16 protein-coding genes are annotated in these 18,887 nt (G+C 35.8%); 1 reads left to right on the top strand and 15 read right to left on the bottom strand.

Features of this window, described 5'->3' with window-relative positions; translation table 11 throughout:
* Positions 1–41 precede the first annotated feature (41 nt).
* From feoB to ACW8TM_RS00870, 15 genes are read right to left on the bottom strand one after another with little or no spacing between them, the layout of a single operon-like run.
* Positions 42–2,015 carry a ferrous iron transport protein B gene (feoB, locus tag ACW8TM_RS00940; RefSeq protein ID WP_491531395.1) on the bottom strand — a complete coding sequence of 658 codons (1,974 nt, stop codon included), beginning with the start codon at positions 2,013–2,015 and terminating at the stop codon, positions 42–44.
* Between the two features lies 1 nt (position 2,016).
* Positions 2,017–2,649: a FeoA family protein gene (locus tag ACW8TM_RS00935; protein ID WP_491531394.1), complete on the bottom strand. Its 633-nt coding sequence runs from the start codon at positions 2,647–2,649 to the stop codon at positions 2,017–2,019.
* Positions 2,646–3,110 (bottom strand): metal-dependent transcriptional regulator, encoded by a 465-nt coding sequence (locus ACW8TM_RS00930; protein WP_491531393.1) that lies wholly within the window; start codon positions 3,108–3,110, stop codon positions 2,646–2,648. Before ACW8TM_RS00930 ends, ACW8TM_RS00935 begins: the two co-directional genes overlap by 4 nt.
* Positions 3,111–3,152: 42 nt before the next feature.
* Positions 3,153–5,624 carry an AAA family ATPase gene (locus tag ACW8TM_RS00925; RefSeq protein ID WP_491531392.1) on the bottom strand — a complete coding sequence of 824 codons (2,472 nt, stop codon included), beginning with the start codon at positions 5,622–5,624 and terminating at the stop codon, positions 3,153–3,155.
* Positions 5,621–6,862 (bottom strand): metallophosphoesterase family protein, encoded by a 1,242-nt coding sequence (locus tag ACW8TM_RS00920; protein WP_491531391.1) that lies wholly within the window; start codon positions 6,860–6,862, stop codon positions 5,621–5,623. The genes ACW8TM_RS00925 and ACW8TM_RS00920 overlap by 4 nt, the downstream gene beginning before the upstream one ends.
* Positions 6,859–8,550 (bottom strand): ATP-binding protein, encoded by a 1,692-nt coding sequence (locus ACW8TM_RS00915; protein ID WP_491531390.1) that lies wholly within the window; start codon positions 8,548–8,550, stop codon positions 6,859–6,861. Before ACW8TM_RS00915 ends, ACW8TM_RS00920 begins: the two co-directional genes overlap by 4 nt.
* A gap of 2 nt (positions 8,551–8,552) precedes the next feature.
* A complete protein-coding gene (locus ACW8TM_RS00910; RefSeq protein ID WP_491531389.1) occupies positions 8,553–9,209 on the bottom strand; it encodes a hypothetical protein in 657 nt (218 codons plus the stop codon).
* A gap of 45 nt (positions 9,210–9,254) precedes the next feature.
* Complete coding sequence (locus ACW8TM_RS00905; RefSeq protein WP_491531388.1) at positions 9,255–10,457, bottom strand: DNA double-strand break repair nuclease NurA; 1,203 nt, start codon at positions 10,455–10,457, stop codon at positions 9,255–9,257.
* Between the two features lie 57 nt (positions 10,458–10,514).
* Positions 10,515–12,119: an FAD-binding protein gene (locus tag ACW8TM_RS00900; RefSeq protein ID WP_491531387.1), complete on the bottom strand. Its 1,605-nt coding sequence runs from the start codon at positions 12,117–12,119 to the stop codon at positions 10,515–10,517.
* A gap of 60 nt (positions 12,120–12,179) precedes the next feature.
* Entirely contained in the window at positions 12,180–12,983 is an 804-nt protein-coding gene (locus tag ACW8TM_RS00895) for a nitrilase-related carbon-nitrogen hydrolase (RefSeq protein ID WP_491531386.1), read from the bottom strand.
* A 20-nt stretch (positions 12,984–13,003) separates the two neighbouring features.
* The gene (locus tag ACW8TM_RS00890; RefSeq protein ID WP_491531385.1) at positions 13,004–14,200 is read right to left on the bottom strand and encodes a M24 family metallopeptidase; all 1,197 of its coding nucleotides are present in this window, start codon (positions 14,198–14,200) and stop codon (positions 13,004–13,006) included.
* 53 nt (positions 14,201–14,253) lie between these two features.
* Positions 14,254–15,210, bottom strand: coding sequence for a uroporphyrinogen decarboxylase/cobalamine-independent methonine synthase family protein (locus tag ACW8TM_RS00885; RefSeq protein ID WP_491531384.1), 957 nt, complete (start codon positions 15,208–15,210; stop codon positions 14,254–14,256).
* A gap of 38 nt (positions 15,211–15,248) precedes the next feature.
* A complete protein-coding gene (locus ACW8TM_RS00880; protein ID WP_491531383.1) occupies positions 15,249–15,821 on the bottom strand; it encodes a potassium channel family protein in 573 nt (190 codons plus the stop codon).
* Between the two features lie 2 nt (positions 15,822–15,823).
* Positions 15,824–16,456: a potassium channel family protein gene (locus tag ACW8TM_RS00875; protein ID WP_491531382.1), complete on the bottom strand. Its 633-nt coding sequence runs from the start codon at positions 16,454–16,456 to the stop codon at positions 15,824–15,826.
* A gap of 60 nt (positions 16,457–16,516) precedes the next feature.
* The gene (locus ACW8TM_RS00870; RefSeq protein WP_491531381.1) at positions 16,517–17,734 is read right to left on the bottom strand and encodes a magnesium transporter; all 1,218 of its coding nucleotides are present in this window, start codon (positions 17,732–17,734) and stop codon (positions 16,517–16,519) included.
* A gap of 133 nt (positions 17,735–17,867) precedes the next feature.
* On the opposite strand from ACW8TM_RS00870, the gene ACW8TM_RS00865 reads away from it, so the two are divergent.
* Positions 17,868–18,887 carry a dipeptidase gene (locus tag ACW8TM_RS00865; RefSeq protein WP_491531380.1) on the top strand — a complete coding sequence of 340 codons (1,020 nt, stop codon included), beginning with the start codon at positions 17,868–17,870 and terminating at the stop codon, positions 18,885–18,887.

The following is an 18,887-nucleotide window of genomic DNA, read 5'->3' as shown; positions in this document are numbered from 1 at the left end:
CCATCGACGCCAACTAAAATTGAAAAGAGTAGAATAAAAGGTTAACTAATGCCTAGAACATACAAAGTCTTGTTAACAATTAAACCTACCATGAAAGCTAACAATATGCTCATGACAGAAATTAACAGTGCCCTCTTAACACCATACTCCTTAACTAAAGCTGCTACAGTTGCAATACACGGTACATAAAGCATTGTCACAATTGAAAATACAATCATTTGTGAAGATGATAAAACTAAACTTAAATCACTGATGTTGAAGACTTCTAGAAGCATAATTAACGTTAACTCTTTCCTCAAAATACCAAATATTAAAGGAATAGCTGTTTCAGGTGGAAGACCAAGCAAGCCTTGAAAAATAAAACCAAACATAGAAGATATTATCCAGATAATTCCAGAAAATCTTAAAAACTCTAAAACAACACTTCCAGCAACTATTAATGGAAGTGCAACATATATGAAATCCCTAGTTCTAACCCAAGTCTTAACGAGAACAGTCTTAACAAGAGGCATACGATAATCAGGCATCTCCATTATCAATCCAATAGGACTACCAGGCAAAAATTTAGATAATAACCGTCCAAGCAGAATAACAATTAAAAGATCAATAACATATAGCAATAAAGCAGTAAAAATACCAATATACTTCCCCACCAAACCTAAAATAACAACAGTTCTAGCAGCACATGGAATTAAAACAACAAGAAAACCGAGAATAAATCTCTCACGATCAGTTTCCATAATCCTACATCCAATACAAGCAGGAACATTACAACCATACCCAAGTAATAATGGAATGAAAGCTTTACCGTGAAGACCAATCTTATGCATTAAATTATCCATTAAGAAGGCAGCCCTAGGCAAGTAACCTGAATCTTCCAGGATAGCCAGCAATATATAAAAAGTGAAAACATAGGGAACTGCAATAGTAATCCCAGCAACAATACCAGTGAAAAAGCCCTTCAAAAAAACATCCGCAATAATGGGTGGAAATAAAAGAAAAATTATTTCTTCAACATAAGACAACAGAATATCTTCAAATAAAAATGAAAGTAATTCCTCCAAAAGACTACCACCCAGAAACACTATGGAGAAAACAGTCGACATAACAAAAACTAAAATAATATATCCAAAAAATGGATGAGTCGTAACATAATCAAGCTTCTTAGACCAAGTAACCCTGGAAATAGGAGTAACCAATTGAATCTTAGAAATAATGCCAGTTATAATTGAATATCTTTCACAAGCAATTATAATCGGGGAAGGCTCACCATGAAGTCTTTCAAGCTCATCAGCAAGCTCATCTGCCAACAATAAAATAAGAGAGCCATTAGAGCAACATGAAACTTTCCTTATAACCTCTTCATCACGCTCCAACAACTTAACAGCAATCCATCTCGCAGGATACTTGGAACATATCTCAGGAATATTTCTCAAAATAGCCCTAGACAAACTTTGAATCTTCTCCTCTACCTCCCTACCATACTTCACCTTTAATGGATTTAACTTAACTCTCCCCTCAACAACATCAATAACAGTTGAAAGCAATTTATCAATACCATGACCAGTAATAGCAACAGTAGGAATAACAGGTACACCCAAAATTTTGGATAAACCATCAACATCAATCTTGACACCCTTCTTAGTAGCCACATCCATCAAGTTTAAAGCAACTATAATCGGTGACTCAAGCTCCAAAAGCTGAATTGTTAAATATAAATTTCTCTCCAAAGCAGACGCGTCTACAATATTCACTACAACGTCAGGCCGTTCAATGGCAATATAATCTCTAGCAACAATCTCTTCTTGAGAATAAGCTGACAAGGAGTAAGTACCAGGTAGGTCTATAACATGAATTTCATAACCCCTAAAATAAAGTCTGCCCTCAGCTCTCTCAACAGTTTTACCTGGCCAGTTCCCAACTGTTTGACTGGCACCAGTTAACTGATTAAAAATAACACTCTTACCAACATTTGGATTACCAGCTAATGCTAAAACAATCCGCTTACTAGACACTTCAACCACCAATCAATTTTACAAAGACCTTAGAAGCCACACCTCTACCAAGAGCAATAGAACTACCTCTAACATAAACAATAATTGGTCCACCAAAGGGTGCATTCCTAACAATAGTAACTTCAGTGCCAGGAATCAAACCCATGTCAGCCAATCTTCTAAGAAAACCATAACCCCCAACTGCAAATTCAACAACACCCTTACTTCCAGGAGGAAGAGAAGAAAGAGGCCTCAACTCCTCAATTCTACCCACAAATGAACTTAAAGAACTTTTTAACTGAGCTAAACCTTCACGATCTACTCCATGTTTAAAAGTCAAATGACTATCACCATCCTTAAACCTAGAAAAACTTCGCCAGGGAAAAGTAAATCTATGCAGAAATTTGTCATGAAGGAAACTTGCCCTATGCTGAAATAGGAGCAATCTTCCATTATTAGTCAAATCTAAAGTGTTAGGAACAAGCAAGCCCCTTTCAAAAGCAACTTTAAGTGCATTCTCAACTAAGTCGACACCAACACCTAGTCTTTTAGCTATAAGTTCGGTTGAAGGTACAACACCATTCTTCTTAAAAATGGTAATTACTTCAAGTATACATGGAATCAACTTCTCAATTCTTCTTCTCTTAAAAATCATAGAGAAACCTCCGCAATACATTTGCCATCTCTTAAACACAAACGATCACAAGGAATAATATTTCCATGAGGACACTCATTAGGATAATTTAATAAGTCACAAATCTTCTTTAAACTATTAACCGTCAATACATGTTCAATAATACATATTTCAGCTAAGACTTCAGATGTTAACTCAACATTTAATATATCATGGTATAAACGCTCCAAGACTCTACACTTAGAAATTATAACCTTAGCTACATTCTCACCGATCTCAGTTAACTTAGCTCCTCTATAAGGAATATAGTGGCATAAACCATTCTGGGCTAACCTCTGAATAGTCTCAGTAACTGTTGAAGGCGAGACACCAAGAGAATAAGCAATCTGAGAAGTAGAAATCCACTTTCTACTCTTATCAGATAAAATATAGATAGCTTTAAGGTAATCCTCATAAGTACGCTTTAAATGTGTTCTTGACATCAATTTTCGGTTTTACGAAAAGTATAATATATCTTTCGCACACTATCTTAAAACTTCAATATGACTTAAACCATCATCATCCTTATAAATGTGAATTTGACTTTCAAAATAAGGGCTATCTCTAACTTCATCTACATGCGATATAACCACTATATAATGATAATCCCTCTGAAGTTCATTTAGAGTTTTAAGCAACTCCTCCCTAAACTCTCTACTCAATGGACCAAAACCTTCATCAATAATTAAAAATCGAGGAACAACACCAGCCCTCTCAGCTAAAGCTCTAGCTATACCAAGTCTAATAGCAAATCCCAATAAAACAGTCTCTCCACCCGAATAGGTAGCTAAATCCCTAATGGTTGTTTCATCATAAACAATTATAGAAACAGCATCTTCACTAGCTTCAATTCTAATACTTTTTCCAGGAAGAAATTGGGAGATATAATTGTCAGCCCACTCTTCCACTCTCTTAATATAAGTTTTAAGTAACATTAACGGCAATCCCCTCTCATGAAATATAAATTGATATAAAATCCTATATGCCTCCACTTTTTTCTCCAGCATGCTTTGCTTATCCTCTAATTCTCTAAGCCTCTTTTTCAATTCATTTATCTCACGTAACTGTAACATTAATTGGCTTAATTGAGCCTCGATACTTCCTTTAACTCTACTCTCATTTTGTAATTCCAAGTTAACTTCGTCAAGTCTAGTTGTTAGAGAAATTAACTCTGAAGTTAATTTGTCTAATTGGGATCTTAATTCCTCTATTTTTGGATATTTATTGATCTTTAAGCTTAATTCTTCAATTTGCTTCTCTAGTCTAGCTTTACGATTTAAGACCTCTTCAATACGGCCTGAAGCTTGACTCACTTCAAGTAATTTTCTCTGCAACTCATCATATTCCTTCTTAGCGCTCAGGAACTTATCTTCAACTAAACCAAGCTTCAACATGATACCGTAGAGAAGAGAAAAGCGACCAGAAATTTTTGAAAACTTGGATTTAATGGACTCAAGTTTAGCTTTCTCTTCATTAATTCTAGCTAGGATAGAATTAGAAGATTCTAATCGCTCTATTAAACTTTTTAAATTAGCATTAAGAGAAGAAAGTTCAATTTCCCTCCGCCTCAACTCCTCCTTAACATCACCTAAACCTTTAATTTCAAGAATTATTGAACGTTTATCCATTTTCAATTGCTCAATATGTTTCTTGATTTTAATGACTTCTTCATTTAAATGTGAAATTGCTTCCTCAGCTTTCTCCCTAGTTAAGGAAGTATTACAGACTGGACATCTAATCTCAGCCCTTAATCTATCTCTCAAAACAGAAATACTTTCCTCAATAAATTTAGAATATCCCTCAAGCCTTGAAATCTCCACATCAACCTTATTTAATCTATTCTCGAGATTTTCATATCGCTTTAATTTAATTTTCAATCTGGAAATCTCCTCTTCAAGTTTAGGAATTCTTCTCTTAGCTTCTTCAATTCTATTAATCAGAGAATCTCTATCAGCAATCATTTGCTCTAACTGCAAAATAGTACCGCTAATAGTATTCGCATCCCTCTCAAGCTCGTACAATTCTTGTAGAGAAACTAGTTGTTGACTCAACAGTTTAAGCTTTCTCTCAAGATCATCCTTCACCTTAATAAACTCTTCTAATTGATTAAGTTCGCTAATAGTTGATTTTAATTCCTCTCTAAATTTATCTAAGAGATCATAAATACCCTCTAACTCCACTAACTTTCTTTCAATTATGAGTTTTTCATTTTGAATTGAACTTATTCTTCTCTCAATTTTCAATTTTAACTCTTTTAAATGATTAATATGTTCATCAACACGCTTCAAATTTAATTCTAATTGGACAATATTAGATTTAATGTCAGATTCCTTTTCAATATCCTCTCTAATTCTTTCAATCCTAGAAACTATTTCATTCAACTCATCTTTAGCTTCAAGATACAATTCTCTGGCTATAGTTTTATGAGAAGAGAAATCCAAGTTAAAAGCTTTCAAAAAAATTTTTCTCCTCTCAGAAGGAGAGAGATCTCTACTAATTATTTCAGCGACTTTTCCCTGTCTTACTACAATGGTGTTTATAAAGGTAGTGAAATCTAGACCTACTAATTTTAATACCTCCTCTTCAACAGCTCTAACTCCATGTGCTACAAGCTTTTCAATTTCTCCTCTCTCACTAATCTTATATAGAAAAGCATCACTTTCACGATTCTTTCTCAAAATCCTAATCACCCTATACTTTGAACCATCAAAAGCTTCAAAGTCAACTTCAATTCTAGATCTTGAAGCCCATCTAGGGATAACCTGCCTAGCAAACTTCTTATCCAACTGCCCATATGCACGACCATAAAGGGCAATTGTAATAGCATCTACAAAGAAAGTGGTCTTACCAGCACCAGTACTACCAAAAACAGAAATCGTAGGTCCCAATCTACTAAAATCAAGCTCAGCATTCCTATATGTTGTAAAATTTTCGACTTTTATTCTCTGAATTATCATGACATCTCCTCCCTTTCAACCCTATCAATAATCTTTAATCCCTCTGAAACAATTAAGTCAACAAGTTCCTTTGAGAGATTTCTACCCTGACCCTTAATGAATACACGCTCAACATAATCTCTAAAGGCATCCTTTACATCTTTAAATGAAAAGACATGAGAAGTTGAATCCTCAGATCTAACTCTAGAGAACTCCATAAACCAATGCATAACACCCTTCTCCTTCAAAAGCTTCGTCAACTCAGATTTCACTATACCCTTACCGTATGGAAGTTTAACCAGTAATCTCACAATAGAATCTCTGGGAATATTCAGGGGAGTTAAAAGTTCAATAAGTTTTCTAGTTGGATTTAAAACTCCAGTTAAATCAAAAAATTTCTCAGTAAAGCCAAACTTATCCTTGGGTAATGTAACTAAGGGACGACACGGCAAACCAATGAAGGAGTATTTTAAGTCACCATTAATCTCCTCTACTAGTACAACACCTTTATCTTCATCTTCTTCACCAAAATTCATTCTTTCAATAGAACCAGAGTAAACCATATTGGAAGAAACTTCTTGAAACGTATGTATATGACCTAAAGCAACATAGCTTATCTCATCTTTTCTAAATACATTTTTGGGGATTCTGACATCATATATGGGAAGATAAGGAGGAAGAGAGGGAATCTTGGCACCTTCAACAAAAAAGTGAGCTAAAACAACGAGATAATCATACTCACCAACATTACTCTCAATTAATTCAGATAAAGTTCTATCAACTAAATTAACATACTCAACACTATCCAAAACACTTGGAGGAAGATATGGTAAACAAACAAATTTAACTCTACAACCACTTCTAAAACCTCTAAGAACAATTGAGCCAGGAGCTTGAAAATAGTAGAATCCAGGAGCTCTAATCTCATGAAAAGCCTTTAAATAAGCTTCAGTTCTTGAAGTCCTAGGTTGATCATGATTACCAGCAATCACAATTACAGACACATTCTTCTCAGTTAACCGTGCAACAAATCTTGAAAACTCATTTAATAGGAAACCACTAGGTCTAAATGAATGAAAAACATCACCTGAAATAATTATGAAGTCACATTCATTCTCCATTGCAATATTACCTATCCTTTTAAGCTGATCAACAAAATCAGAATATCTCCTCAGAATAACTAACGAGTTAGTCTCGGCACCTCTCAATCCAACACCTAGATGAAAATCAGCTGTATGAAGAAATTTAAGAGTACTCATCTCTTAACCCTCCCATAACCATACAATTCACCCAGCTTTCTAGCCTCAACACTCTCAATTAACTTCACATAGATTTCCTTAGCCTCACTAATAGCAGACTTGTAATCCCTAATAGTAACAACAGATGGTATCCTAATTGCCTCACCAAAAATCAAGGCCTCTTGCCTCTTCAAATTCTCAATAACAGGCCTAAACAATTTAGGGAATGGAAGACCCTTAGAAGCAACTTCAATATCAGAAGCTTCAGTCAAACACATCACAAAGCTATTCCAAAGCATAGCTCTAGCATCCTCAAATATTTGTGAGGGTCTCTGATCAATAATGCATAAAACAATACCCCGCTTCCTAAGCTCCCTAGCAATATTACCGAAAGGCGTCATATAATATACATCTGGGCCTAGAAATTTATGAGCCTCCTCAAGAAAGAAGACAACACGATACTTCAATCTCTTACCTTCCATTATCCTTCGAATACATAGATGCCATAGACGTCTTGCAAGAATATTAGCAATCAACATATAAGCAACTCTATCATCACCATATCTACCAAAACTAATGATAACACTTCTATCACCATCCAACAATTCATTGACTGTATCAGAGGCAGAATCAACCTCGACATCATCATCCCAAACGATAAAATCATAATTCAATAAACGTGAAAGTCTAGCTCTAGCAGCAATAAGGGAATTAAGAGCACCTATTCCATATTTTTTACTAACTTCCTTCTTTACATCATCATCCTCTTCTTCAATAAAGCCGCATAAGCCCTTTAACCATTGATCCTTAAATCTATCCTTAAATAATCTAGCCAACGATGGAAGTAGATCCATAAAGCTTCTAGTAAAACCAAGAGCATTACCTGAAGCCAATAAATCAGAGACACTTATAACCTTATAACTTAACTGAAAAACATCCAAGTTACACTCCTTACATAAGGACCAATCAGGAGAAAGCCTCATAAAATCATGCTTAAAGGCTAATCCAACACCTTCAGCAAACTCTTCACCAAGCTGATCCTTAACCATTAAACCATATTCACTATGCATATCTAATATTAGAAGTTTAACCTTCTTTTTAAATGCACCAGCATGATTAGCCAGTACAATATATGTTGCCAGTAGATTCCCTAAAAATGTCTTCCCTGTACCACTCTTACCAAAAATACCAAAACAACCTCTAACTAGAACATCAACATTTATTGGAACTAAAATATTCAATTCTTCACCCACGAAGGGCGACTTAGGACTACCAATCCCCCAATTAACCTTGTTGTCAATTTTACCGTAGAAGGACTCGATATCACTCGTAGAGGGAAACTTCACTGAAGACATTAAGCCAGGAATGTTATCAGCTCTCTCAACAACACCATTCCTATAAACTGCTATTGGAATCAAAGTTAATTCAGCACCCAACACACCCTCACTCATAAGTCCAGCTGCAGCAATCTCCTGAGCCAATCTAATTTCATTAGAATACCCATCCTCGCCCCTAACAAGCGATGTAGCAATATCAGAGCCAGACTTCAACTGTAAATCTGAAACTAAAGCTAAATACCTACTCTTCACACCTGAAATAATTACTAGGGAGCCACTAGTTATATCTTCAGGGGAATAACTCCTTAGAATATGTGCCTCGAGACCCCTACTTAATCCTCCACCAGTAATACGGGCAAAGATTTTCTCCAACCTCAACCCTCCAACAAGATTTTTCTAGCCCTATCTAAAACAAGAGAAATATTTGAGTCGACACCCCATCTAGCCATAGATGTTGAGATAGATTTAAATAAGGATACACGCTCATCATCAGAGAAGTTTTCAGCCAAACTTGAAAAAAAGGCATCAGCTAGAAATAGAAATTCCCTAGTACCTAGAACATGAACAAGAAGAGGAACATAATCAGCCCTAAACTCACCATTGAAACTATGAAAAGCCCTGATAAAATTCCTATTAGGTATGAAGGCTAAATCATGGATTAATGGCTTCCTCCTAGGCCTAGACTGATAAAAACATCCATTATGATACCATCCAATAGAAACTGCATGATAAGTATCAATTAATCTATCCTCCAAATCAGGATATCTACTCTTAACTTGATCTCTCAATGCACGCATAGGAATAGGAATTGCCTGGAGGCCAGGAGCCACAATCATCTCAGAATAATGAATTAAACCAATAGTTAAGTGAGAACCACAATTAATAACTATAATAGAACCATACTCAGGAGTTGCATCATACCCGTGTCTATAAGCTCTAACTTTAAAACCCATATTATTAGACTCAAAAACCTCTCCAAAGGCATTACTAGGATTAGAAAAAATAGTCAGCCAATCAACGCTATTAGACACATCCACATCCATCAACCTCTCAAATTTATTGTTAAAAGAAAAATATTAAACTACACCTCTAATCTTTCGTCTAAATTTCCCAGAAAATGTCAAGCCAATATTACCTGAAGCTCTAAGTAACTTGTCAATATAAGATAACACCCATGCCCTCTCCCTTGGACTAATATAAGCTTCTTCGTGAGCTCTCTCTAAAACGTATGGATACCCCCTACCAATAATTGATTGAGCTAGAACTACAGTGTGAATTTCATCAACATAATTACAACACCATTCAGGAAACTCAACCCTCAAAACATTTCCATTATCAATCTTAACATAAAAGCCAAGAACTCTTAAATCTGGATTCTCTTCAGTAACTCTATTCTTGACTTCAAATAAAGGAGATCTCCAACCAACATCCATGACCCTATCCATCAATATGGAATCCCGAATCATAGATAGCTCCCTACAACGTAATTTATCACTACTCTCAATACAATCTGAACATCTTCTTGATCCACACAAAACCGACTTAATAACCATAAAAGTAAAGGCCCTAGACCTCGTATAAAAAACACCAATTGGAAGCACATTTAAATCCCTAAGTTTCCTATGCATCTCAACAAGCGACTTAACAACCCTTCTCCTAAACTCTCTAGATCTAGCCGTTAAATAATTTACTGAAAAACTCTCATCAAAAAATGCAAATGTAACATTCACATCAGGAAAAGACTTCAATAATTCACCAATAACTCTACGTTCATCTTCCAACCGCTTTACTTCAAGTAGCCAGGCTGGAACAATCTTAAATTGTCCAGACTCACTATCAGTCATAATCTCCCTTAAAGCATAAAAATATGGAGTACTTCCATGCAAATGAGACAATTTATCACCATAAAAAATAGCTTGATAGCCAATATTGACAAGAAGAAATAAAGGTGAAATATGAGGAGAAGGAGTAATTTCACTTGTATCAACACCAATCACTAGCCTATTCTTTAAAGCACGATCAGCCCAATTCTCATTCAATTTAGAACTTGAGAGGTAATTTAATGGTGGACGGAAATCATATTCCAAGGGAAGGGCGAGTTCCCTAAACATTCGAATTAACCTAGATTTTTCATTTAAAATAGAAGAGAAATCAGTAAAACGTAGCTTTCTCGAAGCCTCCACTAATGGGTTAGAATTCTCAGGAAACTCTAAGGCCTCATCAATTAGCATTTTCAGCTTCCTATGCACTTGAACTTGAACTTTAGGTATATCCAACATTTCTCAAACCTAAATAAATAATTAGAAAACTAGCTATAAAGATTCTACTAACAAGCACTAATACTTTAATCCAAGGTACTTTAAAGCTACAGGTTCATAGCCAATATTCATCTTTCCATTCTCTAGAAAGACACATATATGCTTTAACCATTCCCTATCATTTTGTTCAGGAAAATCACTTCTATAATGGGCACCTCTACTCTCCCTTCTAGACAGAGCAGAAAACGCCACAATCTCTGAAACTTCAACAAGATTTTTCAATTCAAATGCCTCTAAAACTTCACTACGCGATGAAGCATAAACTTCAATTAGATCATCTTTAATCTCCTCCAAATCCTTTAATAACAAATTGAGCTTCTCCGCATCTCTGATAATACCACAATTAATCCACATAGTCTTCTTAACTCTAAATCGTAAATCCCTAACTTTAACTCTTCCACCTTTGAAGGAGCTAATTAAACCCTCATAATATTTAATTAAATCGTCATCTACAGTAGATGATTCATCAACTTCTTTTATCCACTTAGCTGCTGCCAATCCAACCCTTGCACCAAACACGATGGCTTCAGTTAATGCATTGCCACCCAGCCTATTAGCACCATGAACACCACCAGTAACCTCGCCGCAAGCATACAATCCAGGAACACTAGTTTCACCATTCAAATTAATTTTAACTCCACCCATAGTGAAATGAGCGGTTGGCGCAATCTTGATTCTGTTCGACTTTAAATTAAAAGCCTCAGCCAAAACTTTAGAAATACCAGTAAAACCAACAGGAGTTTGATCTGAAGGCGTCACAGGTAATTCCAATATTACAGCATTGTCAATCCCTCTATCTTCACTAATCTCTTTCCAAATAATCTTAGAAGTTAAATCTCGAAATTGAATTATCGCAGTGTATAAGTTAACATCTAAACCATACTTTCTTAAAATATCCTCACCCTCAGAATTTAAAAGCCTACCAGATGAAGCAGGAAAAAGCCAAGCAGGAAGACCATTCTCAGCTAATCCGAGAGGAAAGAATTGAGTAAACTCCATGTCGATTAATTTTGCACCAGCCCTTAATGCCATTACACAACCATCACCACTAACTCTAATTGGATTATCAGTACGCAAGTAAACTTGACTGTAACCACCAGTAGCTAAAATAACAGCCTTCGCCTTTACAGAAAAAACATTACCTCGAGTAATATTATAGAAAACAGCTCCACCTACCATTTCATCCTTAATTAAATCTAAAGCCATAACACCTTCAAGAAATCTTACACCAATACCTTCAGCATAATCCCTGAGAGGCTTAGTTAAGCCATAGCCATTTATTGGAGGAACAGCTGAAACTCTAATACCTCCAGGCCGAACATGAACCTTCACCCCAAATTTCTCTAACTCCAATAGTCTACCAGGACCCTCTAAAACCAATGTTCTAACAAGTTCTTGATCATTTAAAAATTTACCTCCAACAATAGTCTCCTCGAAATGCCTCTCAGAACTATAATCACCAAAGGCAGCTCTAAAACCTCCACCAGCATATAATGTAGAAGAGGCATATCCGATTGGTGCTTTAGAAGCTAAAATAACATTAACACCACCTTCACGAGCAGCTATAGCTGCTCTTAAACCTGCAGCTCCTCCACCAATAACAAGAACATCAGTTGAAATCAATATATCACCAAATATACTTAAAATTGAAGCTTAAAATCATTTACACATCAACAACTAAAGCTAAACTTTATGAAGTAAATCACCATACAAATCTACTCTCCTATCATTAAATACATGGTTTAAATTGGTAATCCACTTATCTCTAGCCAAGGACAAATCAACATCAACAACACCAACATCCTCTTCATATTCTCCAGCTTGAATCAAGACCTCCATTCTTGGACTTGTAACTTGACTCAAACCTATAAAGGAAAGTCTCTTACCTCCACGCTCCTCAACCCCTATCCTATTAGCAGTTACAGTGAAAACTCTATTCTCAATAGATCGAGTAAGCATCGCCTTAGGCGCATAGGGCAAAACCAGATTCGCTGGATGACAAATAATTTCAGCACCCTTCAAAGCCAATATTCTAGCCGCCTCAGGAAAACACCAATCAAAACAAATCATAACACCAATCTTCGCAGCCCCAATATCAAAAACTATGAAACCAGTATCACCGGGAGAAAAAACCTCCTTCTCTCTACCAAATAAATGAGCTTTACGATAACATCCAATAAATCCATTAGGGCCGACAACCACTGCTGAATTAAAGACTTTACCCTCAACTCGCTCTGCAACACCTGCAACAATATAAGTATTAGTCTCCCTAGCAACATCAATCAACCTTCCAGTCGTAAAGCCATCAGGGACAGGCTCAGATAAACTATAGGCTTCATTAAAATCTAAAAAAAGATAGCCAGTATTGAAAAGCTCAGGTAAAACTAGTAAATCTGCATCAACACCCTTAATTAAGCTAACAGCCCTCTCAACATTCTCCTTCACTCGACCAAACTTAGGCTCAAATTGAACAAAGCCAATTCGCATAATGAAACCCCAAATAAAAGCTATACTGGAATAATTAAATCTTCTAAATCTCTAGGATAGTAAGTCACTACTTCAACACCATCCTCCATTATAAACACTGTATCCGAATGTCGAAAACCTGCAAAGCCAGGAATATAGATGCCAGGCTCACAGCTAAAGACCATTCCCGGCTTCAGTATGGTTTCATCACCATCCTCAATCCATGGTGGTTCATGACCCTCTAAACCTATCCCATGCCCAACTCTATGCAGTACATATTCCATTGGAATGCCCTCTTCTTTAAAAACTTTAAAGGCAGCCTTATTCACTTCTGAAGCCTTAATTCCAGGTTTAAATGTGTCAAGCGATGCTTTCTGAGCCTTAACCATTATGTTGAAATATTTAGCTTGCTTCTCACTAGGATTACCAACAATCATCGTTCTTTCCAGTTCAGCACTATATCCACCAACCTTAGCTCCAGCACCAGTAACTAAAACATCACCCTCCTTCACAATCATACTTCCACCAAGCATATGAGGATAAGCTGAAAACACGCCAATCTGACCTCTAAAACCAGCCCTAGCAGGAAGAGATGTTCCAGGATCATACTCTGGGCCTAGAGCTTTAATCATAGCCACTGAAGCCTCATAACTAGCCCTAATTGCAATTTCAGTTTCAATCAACCCAGGAGAAGTATACTCTTGAAGCAATTTATGTGCAAGATTAGTCCACTTAGCACTTTCTCTGATTAAATTTAATTCTTCCTCACTCTTAATTAGGCGCATATCGTCAATGATCTCAGGAGCAATAGTAACCTTAATTGAAGGTAGTACGTCAGTTATTTTCGGCCCCTTATATCCCATAATGCCAGGATATCCAAGTGCATCAGAAGCAACACTTTTACCATCCAGACCCATCTCCTTCAACACTTCCGCAAAAACCTTCATTGGATGTTTAACTCCAGGATACTCAAAGTATACAAAGCGTTTTTTAATGTAAGGAACTCTAAATCTTGAATGGTCCTCCTCCAATCTTGGAACAAACAAAGCAGGCTCATCAACTACAGGCAAAATGAAGATTATAGGCCGCTCAGTCGGAATAACAGTATATCCAGTCAAGTAAAAAATACGGATCGGACTGAAAAGTATCAATGCATCAAATTCTCTTTCCTCTAAAACCCTTCTAACTTTATCAATTCGCTTCAAGTAAGTTGAAACACTTATAGAGAACCTACCCATATCAATCCCCAATAAGCAATATAACTCTAAGAAATTAAAAGAGTTATCCAAATTTATCTATAAGATGCACGAATAATTTTCACCGCTTCAACCATCCTACACATCTTAATGAAAGCAATTCTTTCAGCTTCATCTACATCAAAAATTTCCATAAATCCCTTAAACCCACAGTCAGGTGCAATAAATAGATTTTCAACACCATAAACTTCAATACCTCTAGAAATAAAATTAACAATATCCATCACATCTTCAATAGGCAATTCGCCATCCTTAACAACAGTTTGAATACAACCTAAACCTAAAAGTTTATCATACAACTCTAAATCCCGCCTAGAATAAGCATTAAAGTTTAAGGGATTACCCCGAAATTCATGATGCAAAATTCTAGCAGAAGACTGTAAAAGTATATGGGAAAAACCTCTAACATCACCACAAACATGAACCCCAGTAAGCTTATTATAACTACTAGCAACCTCAAGAGGAAAACTAATCGATTTAACAAGTAAATCTTCATTCAACCCCATCCAAGAAGCATAAGGCAATGAAGGCTCATCAATAAATACAATCTTAACAAAATCAATTCTTGAAAGCTGCCTAACAACATCAGAAATAGCATAAATAAATTCCTCAACAATACTAGGGTAACTCAATGCAACCTTATCATCAGTAACCTTAGTCACCGAAGCTAGAGTAAGAGGACCAGTAACTTGAACCTTCAAACCCACTTCACCTCTAAACCTTCCAATAACATTCACTGCAACACCTATCTGATCAATTAGACTCTTAACTTTAGGAGGCTTTAATGAAGAAGTAACCCAAGCAACATCACCAATAAAATCAATACCACAATCTTGAGAAGCAAATTCCCTCAAATAGATTAAACAGAAATCCTCCAATTGAGGTAGAGCAGGATAATCCAATCCAGCCTTCAATTGATCGAGTAAAGCCCTCCTAAAATTTAACTCACTATATGGAAGAGGAAAGCTTCCAATAACAGTGGTATCAAGCATAAATAAAGATATTAAGGTACAAACGAAAATATCTTCCGCTACTCCTCAGACTCACTTGATGAAGCCATATCTCTAAGCTCCTCAATACTATCTCTATAACCACTAACCATCAACAAATCGTGACCACTAACAATCAGATTGCCAGGAGGATTTCTGATCCATCTACCACCAAGCTTCTTAACAGCCAAAATCTTAATACCCATTTCATCGAGTTCAAGCTCATCAAGAGATTTCCCATCAAGCTCACTTCCATCATCAACTCTAATTAAAGCTATCCCCTCTTCAGCCTCATTAAAGGCAACACGTAAAATTGGATGTGGCTCAAATCCCCTAGCAACAACATCTGCAATAGAAGCAGCAGCATCAGAAATAGCTTCAGCTGACAAACCAAGCCTAATTAAACCCAACACACCCCTCTCATCTCCCTCTCGACGCTTCAACTTAAGAACCTCAAGCTCAAGTTCAGTGTGTAACTCATCAACCTCCTCCTCTAATCTTAAAACCTCCTCAGCAAAGACTCTATCGTTATATAGTAAAGCGGAATAAGCTAAATCAATCATCGTCCTAGAAGTATCAAGCAACCTTAAAAGAAGATTTTCAATTTTCTCCAAACTCAATCTTCAATAACCTCCTTAAAGTCCTTAATCTGACCAGAAGCAATCATAGAAAAGTCATTGAGACAATCTAGGGGACCCTTAACAACAACTACATCATTAGGTTCAAATTTAACATAATCCTCAGGATCAATAATCAATTCCTTCTTCCGCCTAATAGCAATAACATAAATACCCAAATTTATATCAAGATCCAGCTCACCAATACTTTTACCAACAAGATATGAATTAGGCTTAATTACAACCCTCCTATAATGAGGTTCAATTTTCTCTAAGACCTCCTTAACAGCAGGATGAATACCAAGCTTAGCTACGACAATCTGCGTTATATCTGAAACAGCATTTGAAATTTCATCCATAGCCACTGCAACCTTAACTATACCAGCCATGGCCTCAGCATCACTTCTATCCCTAACTGCAATTGCAGCACTCATCCACAATTGATATAACAGTGAATCGATTTCCCTCTCAAGCTCCAAAACTTCATTAGCCAGATCTTCATCTCCAAGCAAAACTGAAGCATAAGCTAAGTCAATCATCAAACCACATATATCCTTCATCTCAGTTAATACTTCCCTAACAGACATAGGCTTCATGCGCACTTTTAATTCTTCAAAAGAGTTGCGTCTCATATTAAATCAGTTTACCCCCAACCACTTAACACATAACTATATGTGTAATATAAATTTAAATTAAATGCTAAAATACATGACGCTCACAATGAAAGCAATTAAACTCGTACCAATAATATCAGCACAAGAACTGACAAGGGGAATAACAAAATTATCAGGATCCCAACCCCTGTTAAATGAAATAACACCAATAGAAAAGGAAATTAACGAAATTAAAACAGGACCAGAAATACTGAAAAAAACACACAACACCATCAAAATGAAGAAAGAAGCATTAATTCCAGTTAAAAGACATAAAATAAAACCACTTAAACCATAAACCACGTGCATTAACAATGAAGCTAACTCAATAGTGAAAATTTCAAGAAGAAGATATCTAATTGAAGAAAGCCTAGATGCAATATAGCCAAGAGCAAGTCTAGTTGTCGTGATAGAGCCAATCATCGAGCCAAAACCACCTAAAGCATTAAGTAAAACAGGATAAACAACTAGAATTTCAGGCTTCAACTCTAAAGTATACCTCAAGCCAGCTAAAACAGTGCCAGATAAAACTCCACCAAGACTCGTTAAAAGAACCGTAGGAGAAGCCTCCTTCAATGTTGAAACATAAACATTAAAGGAAAAATCACTTTTAGAAAAAATGAACAAAACAAGAAACACAAATAGTAGGAATGTTGAAAGAACCTTTATGGATAAAAATCCAAGACCTATAATTATATTTACCGTAAACAAGTAACATAAAGCCACAATAACATCACTTATAATCGCAATAATAGGATAGACAATAATGTCAGGATCAAGACCTCTCTTAAAGCTAACAAAGGCAGTAACCATAGTTATAGGCATAGAAAAAAACGTAGCCAACAAACAAGTTGACAATGGAACAAGAAGAAAATAAACAATATCAAAAAATGAAGCATACCCTATTAGAAAATTAATAATCAACGTAAAAACACTCATACCTAATGAATCAATAAAAATAAGCATAAGAATAGCCTTAACAAGCGAATAAAAATCATCAGTATTATTTAAGAAGCCAGGCTTAACTTGACCAGTATGAAGCATAGTACTAAGCTTACCTGAAAAAATACCTCCAATATCACCCCTCAAAGTTAAAACAGAAGGATAAAGCACAATAACCCAAGGCATTTTAATAAATAAATGTGAAAGATTAGACACAACTCTACCAGAAAACATTCCTCCAATGCTGAAAGCAAATGCCAAACAGGCCTGTGCAAAGATTTTAATGAATTTTTCATAGTCAAAAAACTGTTTCATTTCCCCATTACTACGGCAACCTCCATCAACAACTAAACTTTAAGCTTTAAAGCCATTTCAATATTTATCTTTAACTCAAATCAAAATGTTGATTATATTAGTATTAAGATCCAAGTTATAATGGTGACTAGATGTGATCGAAATAAATAAGGAATTATTAAGTGAAGCAAAGAGTATCCATAAAGAAAGCATCATAATAGATGCACACTGTGACACAGTATTACAATTAGCTCCAAGAATAGGCAGACCAGATTGGAAAACGAGAAGCCTAATAGAGAGGGGAGAAATTGGACATATAGACATCCCAAGACTCTTGGAGGGAGGAGTTACATGTCAATTTTTCGCTATCTATGTAGATGGAGCATACAAACCTGAAAAAGCAACTGAAAGAGCACTAGAATTAATGGCCACATTATATACAGAGTTAGAAAAAGCAGATGACAAAACAATAATAGTAGATAACCATGAAGACATAATAAAAGCTAAAAAAGAGGGAAAAATAGCAGTTTTAATATCACTTGAAGGAGGAGAACCAATACAATTTAATCCAATACTATTAAAGCCATTCCATAAACTAGGTATAAGAGCAGTATCACTAACATGGAATGAAAGAAACATGCTTGCAGATGGAGTCTGGGAAAGTAGAGCTCAGAGCAAACTAACCACAATAGGATTACGTGCAATAGAATTAATGGACAAACTTGGAATAATAGTAGATGTTTCACATTTAAGTGAATCATGCTTCTGGGATCTCATAGAAAATCATAGGAAACCAATAATAGCTTCACATTCAAACTGTAAAGCATTATGTGACCATCCAAGAAATCTAACAGATGAACAATTAAAGGCAATAGCAGAGAAAAATGGAGTTATAGGAATAAACTTCTATCCAAAATTCCTAGTAAAAGAAGGAAAAGTAACCATTAACCATTTAATAAAACATATTGAGCACATTGAAAAAAATATAGGAGTAAATCACATTGGACTAGGCTCAGACTTCGATGGAATAGGCTCAACGCCAATTGGATTAGAAGATGTAAGCAAACTCCCAAACTTAACTGCAAAACTACTTGAACATGGCTACTCTAAAAAGGAGATAAAGAAGATTTTAGGAGAAAACTTCCTACGAGTAATCAAAGAAGTAGTAGGGTGA

Source organism: Candidatus Culexmicrobium sp. (assembly GCF_058356305.1).
The sequence above is the reverse complement of the archived record's forward strand: the minus strand, read 5'-3'. Positions and strand labels throughout refer to the sequence as shown.

Coding starts and splice junctions, on each gene's coding strand:
- ACW8TM_RS00895 (WP_491531386.1), bottom strand. CDS start 12,983: ATGCGAATTGGCTTTGTTCAATTTGAGCCTAAGTTTGGTCGAGTGAAG.
- ACW8TM_RS00920 (WP_491531391.1), bottom strand. CDS start 6,862: ATGAGTACTCTTAAATTTCTTCATACAGCTGATTTTCATCTAGGTGTT.
- ACW8TM_RS00905 (WP_491531388.1), bottom strand. CDS start 10,457: ATGTTGGATATACCTAAAGTTCAAGTTCAAGTGCATAGGAAGCTGAAA.
- ACW8TM_RS00875 (WP_491531382.1), bottom strand. CDS start 16,456: ATGAGACGCAACTCTTTTGAAGAATTAAAAGTGCGCATGAAGCCTATG.
- ACW8TM_RS00930 (WP_491531393.1), bottom strand. CDS start 3,110: ATGTCAAGAACACATTTAAAGCGTACTTATGAGGATTACCTTAAAGCT.
- ACW8TM_RS00885 (WP_491531384.1), bottom strand. CDS start 15,210: ATGCTTGATACCACTGTTATTGGAAGCTTTCCTCTTCCATATAGTGAG.
- ACW8TM_RS00935 (WP_491531394.1), bottom strand. CDS start 2,649: ATGATTTTTAAGAGAAGAAGAATTGAGAAGTTGATTCCATGTATACTT.
- ACW8TM_RS00870 (WP_491531381.1), bottom strand. CDS start 17,734: ATGAAACAGTTTTTTGACTATGAAAAATTCATTAAAATCTTTGCACAG.
- ACW8TM_RS00890 (WP_491531385.1), bottom strand. CDS start 14,200: ATGGGTAGGTTCTCTATAAGTGTTTCAACTTACTTGAAGCGAATTGAT.
- ACW8TM_RS00925 (WP_491531392.1), bottom strand. CDS start 5,624: ATGATAATTCAGAGAATAAAAGTCGAAAATTTTACAACATATAGGAAT.